Source organism: Dermacoccus sp. Tok2021 (assembly GCF_019895135.1).
GTDB classification, from domain to species: domain Bacteria; phylum Actinomycetota; class Actinomycetes; order Actinomycetales; family Dermatophilaceae; genus Dermacoccus; species Dermacoccus abyssi.
Genome location: NZ_JAGTHU010000014.1, coordinates 21256 through 35970 on the forward strand (window position 1 = coordinate 21256; position 14715 = coordinate 35970).

Here is a 14715-nt window from a genome sequence, read left to right on the forward strand (position 1 = left end):
GCCGTCACGGCCTCAGACTGGGAGACGTGGACCTTTCCCTCATCCTCCTCGGGCTCGTCGTCGTCACGGCCCTTGCCTTCGATTTCACCAACGGCTTCCACGACACCGGTAACGCGATGGCCACGTCCATCGCCACGGGTGCGCTGAAGCCGAAGGTGGCCGTCGCCCTTTCGGGCATCCTCAACCTCGTCGGAGCGTTCCTCTCCGTCGAGGTCGCGCTCACCGTCACGAACGCCGTCATCAAGATCCAGAGCAAGGACGGCTCACCCAAGCCGGAGTTCCTCGCCGATCACGGCCAGGCTTTGTTGCTCATCGTCCTCGCGGGCCTCGTCGGCGGCATCGTCTGGAACCTCCTCACGTGGCTCCTCGGCATCCCGAGCAGCTCGAGCCACGCCCTGTTCGGTGGCCTCATCGGCGCCGCGATCGCCGCCATCGGCTTCGGCGGCGTCAAGTGGGTCGGTGACGGTACGAAGCTCGACGGCGTGGTCGGCAAGGTCATCGCCCCGGCGCTCCTGTCGCCCGTCATCGCCGTCATCGTCGCGGCGATCGGCACGAAGTTGATCTACGCCATCACGAAGAAGGTTCAGCACAAGGAGGCAGAGCGCGGCTTCCGCTGGGGCCAGATCTTCAGCGCCTCGCTCGTCTCCCTGGCACACGGCACGAACGACGCCCAGAAGACGATGGGTGTCATCACCCTCGCCCTCATCGGCTACGGCTCCTGGACCGACACCGAGTCGGTCCCGTTCTGGGTCAAGCTGTCCTGTGCCCTGGCCATCGCGCTCGGCACCTACCTCGGTGGCTGGCGCATCATCCGCACCCTCGGCAAGGGTCTCGTCGAGATCGAGTCCCCCCAGGGCATGGCTGCCGAGTCTTCGAGTTCGGCCGTCATCCTCGTCTCGAGCCACATGGGCTTCGCGCTCTCCACGACGCACGTCGCCACCGGTTCCATCCTCGGTACCGGCATCGGCAAGCGCGGCGCCGAGGTGCGCTGGAGCGTGGCCGTTCGCATGGTCGCCGCCTGGCTCATCACGCTCCCGTCGGCCGCGCTCGTGGGTGCGCTCATGTGGTACGTCGGTGACCTCATCGGCGGCGTCGCCGGTGGCATCGTCATCTTCGCCATCCTGTGCGCCGCCTCGCTCTACATGTGGATGCGCTCGCGCAAGGCTCCGGTCGACCACAACAACGTCAACGACTCCTGGGAGCCCGAGGAGATCGCTGCGACGCACATCCCGCCGGTCGTCGACGAGACGAACTCGGACAAGCCCTCCACGTCCAAGGCAGGTACCCGATGAAGACGCTCTCCCTCGCGTTCAACAGTGCGTGGCACGTCCTGGCCGTCGGCATCGTGCTCGGCGCCGGCGTCCCCGCGCTCTTCGCCTTCGGAATCCGCGGCCTCGCGGCTTCGTCGGGCCAGATGACCGACGACTCCACGCGTCGTGCGTGGGGAAAGCCGGTCGCTGCGGTGTGCTTCCTTCTCGTGTGTGCTGCCATCGCGCTCGGTCTGACGATCATCGTCAGCTCCGGCTTCGACATGAAGGTCTCCTTCGAGCACATCTACCCGACGCTGGTCGAGAAGAAGTAAGAACGACGTGAACCCCGCACTCGAGCGCATCGTGGGGTGGCTGCGCCACAGCTACCCTGCCGGCGTTCCCGAGCGAGACTTTCAGCCGTTGCTCGCCCTCATGCGCCGCCGCCTCAGCGAGGACGAGGTCCACGAGCTCGGTGATCGTCTCGTGGCCGACGGACTCGTTCCGGCTGACCGCATCGATGTCGGCGTCGGCATCACGAAGGTGACGCAGGATCTGCCGGCACCCGATGAGATCGACCGGGTCGTCCACCACTTGGAAGCCTACGGCTTTCCCGTCAACGACGACTGGCGCTGAGGGGCCCGCCCTTCACGACATGACAGTGGGGCTGCACAACCGATCGGTTGTGCAGCCCCACTCTCGTGTGGTGGCGCGGCTGTTTCAGACCTCGAGCTCCTCAGCCGTGAACGCGAACGCGAGCCCTTCGATCCTGGCTCGGGTTTCACCGTCGCCGGCCAGGCGCTCCCCCACGCGGGTTGCGAGAGCCTGCAGCTCTTCCTGGGCCAGACCGGGAGTCAGCTGCAGACGCAGTCGAAGAACGCCCTCCCCGGCGTCCTCGAGCCGGCGGCCGAGAACCGCGTTCCCCTCGGGCACGAGCGCCGCATCGACGGCTTTGGCCACGAACGGGTCCTCGTGAGCGGGTAGCCACGCCTGCTGCTGCGCGAGCGCCCACAGCATGCTCGCGCGTACCACGACGCGGTGCGACGAGGCCATGTCGAGCAGGAGTACCTCACACTGCTCCGATATGGCTGCCTGAGCGGCGAACGCGGCGCGCACCGGTGAGGGCCGCGCTTTCGGGTCCCAGCGCGCGAGGTCTTCGAGGCTGGAGAAGACCGGGAGCCCCTTCGTTCCGTCCGGCGCGGTGAGCGTCACGACGGCCATGTCGGTGGACTTCTCCACCGCAAGGGTCCCGGATTCGTCGACCTCGGTGGGCGCGGCGACGATCGGCACGAGCAGACGCGACTCGGCCAGTGCGGCCACCCAGTCGCTCTCGTTCCCGCTCTCCAATGCTGCGACCAGGGCAGGGTCTGCGGCGCCGGTGTCGTCGTCGAAGCCGGTGCTCGTCACCTGGCGGCCGGTGAACGGAATGCCGGCGGTGTCGGCCGACTCCCCCGCAGGGTCGATGTTCGGGTTGTGTGCGCCGCTCATCACTCGGGGCGGCCGGCGGCGTCGAGCGCGTCGGCGAGCGTGATGGTGCCCTTGTAGAGCGCGGAACCGATGATGGCGCCTTCGACGCCGGAGGGCACGAGCTCGCGCAGTGCGCGCACGTCGTCGAGCGTCGTGACGCCGCCGGAGGCGACCACCGGACGGTCCGTGCGGGCGCAGACCTCGGACAGGAGCTGCGTGTTCGGGCCGGCGAGCATGCCGTCCTTCGCGACGTCGGTGACGACGTAGCGGGCACAGCCCTCGCTGTCGAGACGCGCCAGCGTCTCCCACAGGTCACCGCCCTCGCGGGTCCAACCGCGCGCCGCAAGCGTCGTACCGCGCACGTCGAGACCGACGGCGATGCGGTCGCCGTGTTCGGCGATGGCGGCAGCCGTCCACTCGGGGTTCTCGAGGGCAGCCGTGCCGAGGTTCACGCGGCGACAGCCCGTGGCGAGCGCTGCCTCGAGCGACTCCGCGTCGCGGATGCCGCCGCTCATCTCCACCTTGATGTCGAGCTCACCGACGATGCGCGCGAGGAGTTCACGGTTCGTCCCGCGTCCGAACGCAGCGTCGAGGTCGACGAGGTGGAGCCACTCGGCACCGGCCCCCTGCCAAGCCTTTGCAGCGGCGATCGGGTCACCGAACTGGCCGCCGGTGCCGGAGACGCCCTGGACGAGCTGGACGGCCTGGCCCTCCGAGACGTCGACGGCGGGCAGGAGTTCGAGGCGGGGGCTGGTCGACATGACGAACCTTTCGGTCGATTACAGGCTGCGAAGCCAGTTGGTCAGCAGGTGAGCGCCGGCGTCGCCGGACTTCTCGGGGTGGAACTGAGTCGCGGCGAGAACCCCGTCTTCGATGGCGGCCACGAAGCGTTCGCCGTGCGCGGCGTAGGTCGCCTCTCGGCCCTCGCCGAGCTGAGCCGAGGCAGCGAAGGAGTGGACGAAGTAGAAGCGCTCCCCCTCGATGCCCGCGAAGAGCGTCGTCGTGACCGGCGGCTCGACGCGCGACCATCCCATGTGCGGGACGACGGGGGCCGCGAGACGCTCGACCTGACCGGGCCATCGCCCGAGGCCGGGCTGCGGGGACGTGGAGGGTTCGCTCGAGCCGTCGAACATCACCTGCATGCCGACACAGACGCCGAGCACCGGCGCACCGGCCGCGAGACGATCGTCAATGAGTCGGCGCCCGCCGGCCGCCTCCAAACCCGCCATGCAGGCGTGGAAGTTGCCCACACCGGGCACGAACAGGCCGTCGGCTGCCGCGACGAGCTTCGGGTCGGCCGTCAGTTCGACGTTCGCTCCGATCCGTTCGAGCATGCGCACGGCAGAGCGGATGTTGCCGCTGCCGTAGTCGAGGACGACGACGCGCTTCATGACTTCTCCCCCGCGTTGACGCGGCCTTCGATCTCGGCGCGCTCCTCGCGCTCGTCCGTGACGTGCTTGTCGAAGCGGCGAACGGCCTTCGCGGTGGGCTCGACGAGGACGGCGTCGATCTTCGCCGTTCGCGCGAGGCCGAGCAGGTGCCCGGCGTTCACGCCAAGCGCAGCCATGATGCCGCGCAGAAGGTCGGCCGGTGCTGCGTCCGGCTGGGCCAGCACACGCCCGAGCGCTTCGGGGTGGGCGTCGTGACCGGCCGAGAGCAGGTCGCCGAGGGAGGCCTGCGGCAAGGCTGCCCGCACGGGGCCGATGCCCTGCTGCACGACAAACCACCGCGGCAGTGAACGCCACGCGCGCGGCTGGACGACGGTGATGGCCTGCTTCTCGGTGGGGATGAAGGCGAGCGACGGACGCAGCGCCATCGGCACCGGGCGCGCCGCGATCATCTGCGCAGGGTCGTCGTACGGAGCCTGTGCGTGTCCAGGTCCGGCCGGGACGACAGCGCACCACGGCCCGTCGATGTCGATGACGTAGGCAGGAACCGTGCCTCGCTCGACCCACGAGGTGACGCGCGAGACCTCACCGCGCACGACGACGACGGCGTCGACGGCTGCGGTGAAGCCGGTGTTCTGGGCGACCTTGGGCATCAGATCACAGAGCGCCCTTCGCGCTCGGGATGCCCTGAACGCGCGGATCCTTGGCGACGGCCGCACGCAGTGCACGGGCGATGGCCTTGAACTGGGCCTCGACGATGTGGTGAGGGTCGCGCCCGGAGATGACGTTGACGTGCAGCGCGATGCCCGCGTTGTAACCGAGCGACTCGATGACGTGCTGCGTGAGCGAACCGATGTAGTTGCCACCGATGACGGCGTAAATCTGCCCCTCGGGCTCACCGGTGTGCACGACGTAGGGGCGCCCCGCGACGTCGACGACGGCCTGGACGAGCGCCTCGTCCAGCGGCACCATGGCGTCGCCGAACCGGGAGATGCCCGCCTTGTCGCCGAGCGCTTCGCGCAGGGCCTGACCCAACACGATGGCGGTGTCCTCCACCGTGTGGTGTGCGTCGACGTCGAGGTCGCCCGTGGCGCGGATACGCAGATCGATGAGGCTGTGCTTGCTCAGCGAGTCGAGCATGTGGTCGTAGAAGCGCACACCTGTGCGTACGTCGGACGTGCCGGTGCCGTCGAGGTCGAGCCACAGGCGGATGCTCGCCTCCTTCGTCGTGCGCTCGATGAAGGCGGTGCGGTGGTCTGCGGGGACCTCGGGTACGTCGAACCCGTCGGCGGTCACGTTCTGGTCGTTCATGTCATCCCTTGTGGGTCGGAGCGAGGTCGGTGAGGGCGGCGAGCACCGCGTCGGTCTCGCGCGGCGTGCCGGCCGTGATGCGCAGGTGATGGGAGATGCCGACGTCACGCACGAGGATGCCGCGATCGAGCAGCGCCTGCCAGGTCTGCTTCTCGTCGGCGAAGCCGCCCACGAGGACGAAGTTGGCGTCGCTCGGCGTGGGGGTGAAACCCAGCTCGGTGCACGTCGCCACGATGCGGTCGCGTTCGTGCTTGATCGCGTCCACCATGCCCAGCATCTCGTCGGCGTGGTCGAGCGCGGCGAGCGCGACGGCCTGCGTCACCGACGACAGGTGGTAGGGCAGGCGCACGAGACGCATCGCGTCGCAGAACTCCTGCGAGGCGGCGAGGTAGCCGACGCGGGCGCCGGCGAACGCGAAGGCCTTGCTCATCGTGCGGCTGACGACGAGGCGCGGGCGGCCGTCGAGGAGCTCGACAGCGCTGGCCGTTCCGGGGCGCGCGAACTCGACGTAGGCCTCGTCGACGATGACAACGGCGTGGTCGGTGGCATCGTAGATCGCCTCGACGACGTCGTTCGTCACGGCGGTGCCCGTCGGGTTGTTCGGCGTGCAGACGAACACGACGTTCGGCTGGTGCTCACGCACCTGCTCGACGGCGAGGTCGGCGTCGAGGTCGTAGACACCCTCGTGGCGATCGCGCAGACCGTCGATCCACGTCGTTCCCGCGCCTCGGCTGATGATGGGGTGCATCGAGTAGCTCGGCGTGAAACCGAGCGCCGTGCGCCCCGGGCCCCCGAAGGCCTGCACGATGTGGCTGAGCACCTCGTTGGAGCCGTTCGCGGCCCAGATCTGCTCGATCGGAAGGCGAACACCGGTGACGCGTGCCAGGTACTCGGCGAGGGCGGCACGCAGCTCGGTGAACTCGCGGTCCGGGTAGCGGTTGAGCCCGCCGGCGGCCTTCTCGACGCGCTCGACGATGCTCGCGACAACGCTCTCGGGTACGTCGTAGGACGACTCGTTCGTGTTGAGCGCGACGGGCACGTCGAGCTGCGGAGCGCCGTACGGGCTCTGCCCCTGCAGTTCGGGGCGCAGCAGCGATTCGAGGGACTGCTCGCTCATGCGCGCCCTTCCTCGTCCTGCTCGAAGCGCGCCGTGACGGCCTCGCCGTGGGCCGGAAGGTCCTCGGCGTTCGCCAGGGTGACGACGACGTCGGCGACCTCGGCGAGGGCGTCACGCGAGTACTCGACGATGTGGACGCCCTTGAGGAACGACTGCACCGACAGACCGCTCGAGTGGCAGGCACAGCCGCCCGTGGGCAGCACGTGGTTGGAGCCGGCGGCGTAGTCGCCGAGGCTAACCGGCGAGTAGGTGCCGACGAAGATGGCACCGGCGTTGCGCACCCGCATCGCGTCCTCGCGGCTGTTCGCCGTGTGGATCTCGAGGTGCTCAGCGCCGTAGGCGTCGACGACGCGCAGACCGGCTGTCACGTCGTCGACGAGGACGATGGCCGACTGCGGACCGCCGAGGGCCGTGGTCACGCGCTCGGTGTGCTTCGTCGCGGCGACGCGGCGCTCGAGAGCAGCCTCGACGTCACTCGCCAGACGCTCGGAGTCGGTGACGAGAACCGACGCAGCGAGGTTGTCGTGTTCGGCCTGGCTGATGAGGTCGGCGGCCACGTGGTCGGCGTCGGCCGTGTCGTCGGCGAGGACGGCGATCTCGGTGGGGCCGGCCTCGGCGTCGATGCCGATGAGCCCCTTGAGCAGACGCTTGGCAGCCGCGACGTAGATGTTGCCCGGACCGGTGACGAGGTTGACGGGCTCACACACGGTGGCGCCGTCCTTCTCGCGCGCGCCGTAGGCGAACATCGCGACGGCCTGCGCACCACCGACGGCGTAGACCTCGTCGACGCCGAGCAACGAGCACGCGGCGAGGATGGTGGGGTGCGGGTAGCCGACGAAGTCGCCCGTGTTGTGCTCCTGGGGCGGGCTCGCAACGGCGATGGAACCGACGTTCGCCACCTGCGCGGGCACGACGTTCATGACGACGGAACTCGGGTAGACCGCCAGTCCGCCGGGCACGTAGAGGCCCACCCGCTCGACCGGGATCCAGCGTTCTGTGACGGTGCCGCCCTCGGAGACGGTCGTCGTGACGTCGGTTCGGGCCTGGTCGGCGTGGACGATGCGCACGCGGCGAATCGCCTCGACGAGGGCGCCACGCACCGCCGGGTCGAGCTGTTCCTCGGCGGCCTTCAGGACCTCCGCGGGTACGCGAAGGTGCGTGGGACGCACACGGTCGAAGCGCTCCCCCAGCTCCCGCAGGGCGTCGGCGCCGTCATGGCGCACCTGCTCACAGATCGGTCGCACCACCTCGAGTGCGGCCTCGATGTCGAACTGGGCGCGCGGCAGCGCATCACGCAGGCCACGAGCGTCCAGGGCGCTGAGCGCTGAACCACGAAGATCACGGCGAGAAATCACCCGTCCAGTCTAGGCGGGCGGCGAAAGTGCCCTCGCGCACGTCTCACGTGCCAGAAACTCAGCGGCGGAAGCTCGGGCCCCGCCTGGTCTCCTCGGACTCGCCGTAGAAGACACGATCGACGACGAGGCGCGCACGGCGTGCGAGCTTGCGGTACTCCTCACCGAGTTCACGCCCGTCCCCGCGCGGCATGCCGAGGAGCGTGGCGATGCCCTCGCTGTCACGCAGGTCCGAAGGCAACGACTCGACGGGGCGACCCCGCCACAGCACCGACGCATTGCGCACGCGCGAGGCCATGATCCACGCCTCGGCGAGCACCTCGGCGTCGTGCTCGTCGAGCAGGTCGAGTTCGGCCAGCGCCCGGAGGGTGGAGACGGTGCTCGTCCCGCGCAGTTCCTCGTGGTCGTGGGCGTGCTCGAGCTGGTAGAGCTGCACGCACCATTCGACGTCGGAGAGTCCGCCGCGGCCCAGCTTGAAGTGGGTGCGAGGGTCGGCTCCACGCGGGATGCGCTCGGCCTCCATGCGCGCCTTGAGCGTCCGGATCTGACGGATGGACTTCTCCGAGATACCGCCGTCGGGCCAGCGAAGCGGATCGATGAGGGCCTCGAAGTCACGCCCGAGGGAGGGATCACCGACGACGAAGGCGGCCCGCAGCAGCGCCTGCGCCTCCCAACCCTCCGACCAGCGTTCGTAGTAGCTCGCGTACGAATCGATGGAGCGCACGAGCGGCCCGCTCTTGCCTTCAGGGCGCAGGTCGGCGTCGATCTCGAGCTTCGGGTCCGAGCCGGGCAGATGCACGAGGCGACGCAACTGCGTGACGACGGCGAGCGCCTGGTCCTGGGCAGCCGAGGCGTCAGTTCCCTCGCGCGGGCGGTGGACGAAGATGACGTCGGCGTCCGAGCTGTAGCCGAGTTCGCCTCCGCCGTAACGGCCCATCCCGATGACGGCGATGTCGGTGATCTGTTCCTTCTCGCCGCCGAGCACTTCCCGCCAGGCGAGGTCGAGGCCGACCTGGAGCGTGGCGGACATGATGTCGGTGAGTGCGCCCGAGACGCCGTCGAGGTCGATCTCGTGGAGCACGTCGGCGATGGCCACGCGAGTGAGTTCGTTGCGGCGCACCGAGCGCGCCGCGAGCATCGCCTTCTCGACGTCCTGCTGGCGGCTGACGACGGACGCCATCGTCGAGGCGATCGCCGTCCGTGAGCGCGGCACGCGGCGCGAGGACTCCGCGAACAGTTTGACGCTCTCGGGTGCGCGTTCGAGAAGGTCGGCCACGTAGCGCGAGCGCGAGAGCACCTCGGCGAACAGTTCGGCGGTGCTGCCCTCGCGCAACGTGTTGAGGTACCAGTGCGACGTGCCCAGCTCGTCACTGATGCGCCGGTAGGCCAGAAGTCCCGCGTCGGGAGTCGGGCCGTCGGCGAGCCACTGCAGAATGACCGGCATGAGGGTGCGCTGGATCTGCGCGCGACGCGTGAGGCCCGCTGTGAGCGCTTCGAGGTGACGCAGAGCGCCCGCCGGATCCGCGTACCCGAGCGCCGAGAGGCGGTCGCGAGCGCCTTCGTCGGACAGGCGCGCATCGTCGTCGTCCAGGCGCGCGACGGCCGAGAGAAGTGGCCGGTAGAAGAGCTTCTCGTGCAGGCGGCGCACGGAACGCGACAGATCGCGCCAGTGGCGCGTCACCGATTCGGCGGGGTCGCTCGTGAAGCCCACCGCGCGACCGAGACGACGCAGGTCGGCGTCGTTCGTCGGCATGAGGTGCGTGCGGCGCATCTTGCTCAGCTGGATGCGGTGTTCGAGCACGCGCAACTGGCGATAGGACGTGTCGAGCGCCGAGGCATCCGTGCGCCCGACATAGCCCCACGAACTCAAGGTCATGAGAGCGTCGAGCGTCGAGCGTGCGCGCACCCGATCGTCGGTGCGTCCGTGCACGAGCTGGAGCAGCTGCACGGAGAACTCGATGTCGCGCAGACCACCCTGGCCGAGCTTGATCTGTCGCTCCTGCTCGTGCGAGGGGACGTGCGCCTCGACGCGTCGACGCATCGCCTGGGCGTCCTCGACGAAGTTCTCCCGCTTGCTCGCCTGCCACACCATCGGGCGGATGAGCTCGGTGTACGCCTCGCCGAGGGCCACGTCGCCCGCGACAGGCCGTGCTTTGAGCAGCGCCTGGAACTCCCAGCCCTTGGCCCAGCGGTCGTAGTACGCCTTGTGGCTCTCGAGGGTGCGCACGAGCGGACCCTGCTTGCCTTCGGGGCGCAGTGCCGCGTCGACCTGCCACAGCGAACCCTCACCGGTGCTTGCGGAACAGGCGCGCATCATCTCGGTGGCGAGTTCGGTGGCCACCCGCAGTGCCACGTCCTCGTCAGCACCCTCGGCTGGTTCGGCGACGAAGACAACGTCGACGTCGGAGATGTAGTTGAGCTCGCGACCGCCGGTCTTGCCCATGCCGATGACGGCCAGACGCGCCTGATCGGCCCCGTCGATCCTCGTCGTGGCGATGTGCAGACCCGCCTCGAGGGCAGCGCCCGCAAGGTCCGCGAGCGAGGCCGCCGTGGCCGGCAGGACGTTGACCGCGATCTCGGTGACGTCGAGCGCCGCGATCTGCACGAGCTGACGGCGGTAGGCGACGCGCAGGGCGTCGTAGGCCGTGACCTTCTCGTCCCGACCGTCGATCTCCGCGATGAGCAGACGGGCCAGCGTGTCCTGATCCCGCCGCTGTGCGGCGACGACGTCACGCCACTGGTCGGGCTTGGCGACGAGGTGGTCACCCAGCGCGCTCGACGCACCCATGACGCCGAGAAGGCGTGCGCGGGCCTCGGTGTCACTCAACGCGTCGGCGAGCGCCTCACGCTCACCGTCGTCGAGGACCTCCCGCAGGCGAGCCAGGAGGAGCAACGCCTGATCCGGGTCGGCCACCGCCGTGACCGTGGCCAACAGCGAGACCTGATCGAGCAGGTCCGACACCTCCGCGGCGAGGCTCTGGGCGCGCGTCGTGTCGAGGAATCCGGCGCGCCGCCAGGGCGACGAGCCTGCTCGGGCGGCGTTGGCGTTCACAGCCGACGCAGGTCCTGCTTGATCTCGAACTCCGTGACCTGGTCGCGGTAGGCGGCCCACTCGGCGCGCTTGTTGCGCAGCACGAAGTCGAAGACGTGTTCACCGAGCACCTCGGCGACGAAGTCGCTCTCCTCCATCGTGCGGATCGCTTCGTCGAGCGAGGCCGGCAGAGGCTCGATGCCCATGGCGCGGCGCTCACGCTCGGTGAGGTTCCACACGTCGTCCTCGGCCTCGGGCGGCAGGTCGAGCTCGTCCTCGATGCCCTTGAGCCCGGCGCCGAGGAGAACCGAGTACGCGAGGTAGGGGTTGGCTGCGGCGTCGAGCGAACGCACCTCGACGCGGGTGCTCTGCCCCTTCGACGGCTTGTACATGGGCACGCGCACCATGGCGCTGCGGTTGTTGTGCCCCCAGCAGATGTGCGCGGGCGCCTCGGCGCCGCCCCACAGGCGCTTGTAGCTGTTGACGTACTGGTTCGTGATGGCGGTGAACTCCGGCGCGTAGCGCAGCAGTCCCGCGATGAAGTGACGGCCGGTGCGCGAGAGCTGGTAGGGCGCTCCCGGCTCGTGGAAGGCGTTCGTGTCTCCCTCGAAGAGCGAGAGGTGGGTGTGCATGCCGCTACCGGGCTCCCCCGCCATCGGCTTGGCCATGAAGCTCGCGAAGTAGCCCTGTTCGAGAGCGACCTCCTTGACGACGGCCTTGAACGTCTGGATGTTATCGGCCATCGAGAGGGCGTCGGCGTAGCGCAGGTCGATCTCGTTCTGGCCGGGCCCGCCCTCGTGGTGGCTGAACTCGACGGAGATGCCCATGTTCTCGAGCATCGTGATGGCCGCGCGACGGAAGTCGTGCGCCGTGCCGTGCGGCACGTGGTCGAAGAAGCCCGCCGAGTCGACCGGCACCGGACGACCGCGACGCAGTTCTTTCTCGAAGAGATAGAACTCGATCTCGGGGTGGGTGTAGAAGGTGAAGCCGAGGTCACCGGCCTTCGTCAGCGCTCGGCGCAGGACGTCACGCGGATCGGCCAGGCTCGGGCTGCCGTTCGGCAGGAGGATGTCGGCGAACATCCGGGCCGTACCGGGGTTCTCACCGCGCCACGGGAGCACCTGGAACGTCGAGGCGTCGGGGCGAAGGAGCATGTCGGCCTCGTAGACGCGGGCGAACCCGTCGATCGAGGAGCCGTCGAAGCCGATGCCCTCGGAGAACGCGCCTTCCAGTTCAGCGGGCGCGACGGCCACCGACTTGAGGGTGCCGAGCACATCCGTGAACCACAGACGGACGAATCGGATGTCACGTTCTTCGATCGTGCGCAGCACGAACTCCTGCTGTCGGTTCATGGAACTCATCCTGCCTCACTCGGCCCGCGAACGCGGAGCGGCCCCGGGGAGACTCCCCGGGGCCGCTCACATGCCGGACTCAGTTCACTTGGAGTACTTCACGTGGATGTTCATCCGATCGCGCGTCTCTCCCGAAACCGTCAGCGTGACACCGCTGCCCGCCGTCAGGGTCGAACCCGTCGGGTTGGTGGCGTCGTAGTAGTTCGTCGCCTTGCGGTCGTCGAACGTGGCCACGCCCGGTGCCGAACGCCAGGTGGTGGGCGCGTCGTTGCGGTGCAGCGTGAGCGACGGCGTCTTCTGACGCGAGAACGGCGCGTCCCACGGCTGCAGCTTGTTCGAGACGTTCGTACCGTCGGACCACTTCATCGCCTTGGCGTGACTGTCGACCGGGAGGACGAGGCCATGGCCGGGGTGCGTGGAGACGTTGTTGTCCTCGTACTCGTTGTCGACGTACCAGACGAGCATGCCCGTCTGGAACGCGAAGTGCTCGACGAGGTTCGGCTGCGTCGTGAGGAACCCGAAGTTGTACGGCCCCGTCTTGAGGTAGCGGTCGTAGCCGTTGTACTGACGGTTCTCCGCCATGTAGTAGTGGCTCTTCTTCTCGCTCGTCGAACCACTCGTGCGCGAGAAGCCCTTGGCAACCCAGCCGTTGTCGCCGGACTCGACGTCGTCCGACAGCAGCGTGGCGCCGTCGGCGACCACCTTGATGTCGTCGAGGAACGGGCCGGCCATGTGGACGCCGCCGTCGGTCTGGTAGCGGAAACGGAAGTCGATCTTCTTACCCGCGTAAGCCGACAGGTCGAAGGAGAGCTGCGACCAGTTCTTGTTCTCACCGGTCACCTCCTTGCCGACCTGCGTCCACGTCGAGCCGCCGTCGGTGCTGACCTCGCCGTAGAGGAAGTCGTAGCCCTCCTCGATCTCGTACCAGGCACCGGTGGTGAGGGTGGCCGACTTCTTGCCCGTGAGGTCGATCGAGCGGGTCAACGTCGAGTTGAGGTTGTCGGCGCTGCCGCCCCACCACTCGCTCTTGCCGGACTGCGGCGTGTTGTACGTCGTCGTGATCGTCTTGTCGGGAAGGCCGACGACGACCGCCTGCGGAAGCTTGGCCGAGTCACGATCACTCGGGCCGACAGCGACCTTCTGGCTCTTGCCGTACGGGACGCTCGTCGCGTCGAGCCAGCCGAGCTGCAGCTTCTCCCACGGGCCCATGTAGCCGGGGCGGGAGCCGATGTCGGTCTTGCCGTCGCCCAGCCACGAACCGGCGCTCATGAGCGACCAGTAGGAGACGTCGTTCTGCGCGCGGTTGGTCGTGTCGTAGAGGTCCGGCAGGCCCAGGTCGTGGCCGAACTCGTGGGTGAACACGCCGAGGCCACCGTTCTCCGGCTCGGTGGTGTAGTCACCGATCCACAGCCCCGTGTTACCCAGGGGCACACCGCCGAGCTTGTTCTCCGCGGGGCCGGTCTTGCCTGCGTTGTTCGAGTAGGCGTACCAGCGGTGCGACCAGATGGCGTCCTCGCCCTGTGCGCCGCCGCCTGCCTCCTCGCCCTCACCGGCGTGGATGGCCTGGAAGTGGTCGATGTAGCCGTCCGGCTCGTCGAAGTTGCCGTCGCCGTCGTAGTCGTAGCGGTCCCACTTGTCGTAGTCGGCGAGGTAGGCCTTGATCTGGGCGTCGGTCTTGCCGGCCTTCTTCTGCGCCTCGACCCACGCCGTGGCACTGTCGCGGATGAACGACCAGGAGCCTTCAGCCTCGCTCGTGCCATCACCCTCGACCGGGTTGTGGCCGTAGCGCGCCTCGTTGAAGGGCACCTTGACCCAGTCGCTCACGTCACCCTTGACCGCGAAACGGCCGTTGGACTGCTTGGCGTAGAAGTCCTTGAAGGACTCGCCCACGCCGAACATCATGTCGAGGTAGTGGGAGCGGTTGAAATCGGCCTTCCACAGCGTCGTGTTGTCGTCCGTGGCACCGCCGTCGAGCTTCTCGTCCGGCTGTGCGATCTGGTTGTGCAGCGGGCCGGCGGCGCCACCCGCGGCAGGCTTCGTCTGGTCACCGAACTCGACGAGGAAGCTCAGGATGCTGGCCTCACGGTTGACGTCGTACTGGACGTAGCGCTCCTTCTTACCCTTCTGGCCCTTGCCCTTGCCGTGTTCGTTGCCCTTGAGGGCGATGACGCGCTTGCCGTTGACCGTCTTCGTCGTCGCCTCGCCCTTGAGCAACGCGTCGACGGCGGCCTTGCGCAGTTCGTTCTGCTGCTCGGCGAGCGGGTTCGGCCGGTTGTCCGATCGGGCCTGCCGCTGGTTCCCCTCACCCTGCGGCGGCGATTCGGCCGAGACGGCGCTCGGGGCCACGATAAGCCCGAAGGCAGTCATGGTGCCGATGACTGTGGATGCGATACGTCGCTGTGTCATGTGTTCTCCATGGTGTTCCACACGAGGCTGCACCCGACGCGCAG

13 protein-coding genes are annotated in these 14715 nt (G+C 68.5%); 3 read left to right on the forward strand and 10 right to left on the reverse strand.

The features are described from left to right. Window positions 1-26 precede the first annotated feature (26 nt). The 3 genes from K9D12_RS09295 to K9D12_RS09305 are packed head-to-tail and all read left to right on the forward strand — an operon-like array spanning window position 27 to window position 1883. Window positions 27-1292 carry an inorganic phosphate transporter gene (locus K9D12_RS09295; RefSeq protein ID WP_047312118.1) on the forward strand — a complete coding sequence of 422 codons (1266 nt, stop codon included), beginning with the start codon at window positions 27-29 and terminating at the stop codon, window positions 1290-1292. Beyond that, window positions 1289-1582, forward strand: coding sequence for a hypothetical protein (locus tag K9D12_RS09300; RefSeq protein WP_129665438.1), 294 nt, complete (start codon window positions 1289-1291; stop codon window positions 1580-1582). Before K9D12_RS09295 ends, K9D12_RS09300 begins: the two co-directional genes overlap by 4 nt. A gap of 7 nt (window positions 1583-1589) precedes the next feature. Then, the gene (locus K9D12_RS09305) at window positions 1590-1883 is read left to right on the forward strand and encodes a DUF3349 domain-containing protein (RefSeq protein ID WP_047312116.1); all 294 of its coding nucleotides are present in this window, start codon (window positions 1590-1592) and stop codon (window positions 1881-1883) included. An 84-nt stretch (window positions 1884-1967) separates the two neighbouring features. Here K9D12_RS09305 and K9D12_RS09310 read toward each other — a convergent pair whose 3' ends face one another. The 10 genes from K9D12_RS09310 to K9D12_RS09355 all read right to left on the reverse strand — a co-directional run bounded on the left by K9D12_RS09310 (window position 1968) and on the right by K9D12_RS09355 (window position 14671). Next, window positions 1968-2735, reverse strand: a complete 768-nt coding sequence (locus tag K9D12_RS09310) for an SseB family protein (protein ID WP_129665436.1) — start codon at window positions 2733-2735, stop codon at window positions 1968-1970. Continuing rightward, window positions 2735-3475: a bifunctional 1-(5-phosphoribosyl)-5-((5-phosphoribosylamino)methylideneamino)imidazole-4-carboxamide isomerase/phosphoribosylanthranilate isomerase PriA gene (priA, locus tag K9D12_RS09315; RefSeq protein WP_129665434.1), complete on the reverse strand. Its 741-nt coding sequence runs from the start codon at window positions 3473-3475 to the stop codon at window positions 2735-2737. The genes K9D12_RS09310 and priA overlap by 1 nt, the downstream gene beginning before the upstream one ends. Before the next feature lie 18 nt (window positions 3476-3493). Further along, entirely contained in the window at window positions 3494-4105 is a 612-nt protein-coding gene (gene hisH / locus K9D12_RS09320; RefSeq protein ID WP_047312113.1) for an imidazole glycerol phosphate synthase subunit HisH, read from the reverse strand. Next, entirely contained in the window at window positions 4102-4755 is a 654-nt protein-coding gene (locus K9D12_RS09325; protein ID WP_129665432.1) for a hypothetical protein, read from the reverse strand. The genes hisH and K9D12_RS09325 overlap by 4 nt, the downstream gene beginning before the upstream one ends. A gap of 4 nt (window positions 4756-4759) precedes the next feature. Further along, a complete protein-coding gene (hisB, locus tag K9D12_RS09330) occupies window positions 4760-5413 on the reverse strand; it encodes an imidazoleglycerol-phosphate dehydratase HisB (protein WP_047312111.1) in 654 nt (217 codons plus the stop codon). A 1-nt stretch (window position 5414) separates the two neighbouring features. Next, window positions 5415-6530: a histidinol-phosphate transaminase gene (locus K9D12_RS09335; protein ID WP_223060072.1), complete on the reverse strand. Its 1116-nt coding sequence runs from the start codon at window positions 6528-6530 to the stop codon at window positions 5415-5417. Continuing rightward, window positions 6527-7885: a histidinol dehydrogenase gene (gene hisD, locus K9D12_RS09340; RefSeq protein WP_223060073.1), complete on the reverse strand. Its 1359-nt coding sequence runs from the start codon at window positions 7883-7885 to the stop codon at window positions 6527-6529. The genes K9D12_RS09335 and hisD overlap by 4 nt, the downstream gene beginning before the upstream one ends. A gap of 58 nt (window positions 7886-7943) precedes the next feature. Beyond that, window positions 7944-10934, reverse strand: a complete 2991-nt coding sequence (locus tag K9D12_RS09345) for a bifunctional [glutamine synthetase] adenylyltransferase/[glutamine synthetase]-adenylyl-L-tyrosine phosphorylase (RefSeq protein WP_223060074.1) — start codon at window positions 10932-10934, stop codon at window positions 7944-7946. Then, on the reverse strand, window positions 10931-12265 hold the full coding sequence (gene glnA, locus K9D12_RS09350) for a type I glutamate--ammonia ligase (protein WP_193643191.1): 1335 nt from the start codon (window positions 12263-12265) through the stop codon (window positions 10931-10933). Before glnA ends, K9D12_RS09345 begins: the two co-directional genes overlap by 4 nt. An 84-nt stretch (window positions 12266-12349) precedes the next feature. Beyond that, window positions 12350-14671, reverse strand: coding sequence for an immune inhibitor A domain-containing protein (locus tag K9D12_RS09355; RefSeq protein ID WP_223060075.1), 2322 nt, complete (start codon window positions 14669-14671; stop codon window positions 12350-12352). Window positions 14672-14715: the final 44 nt, after the last annotated feature.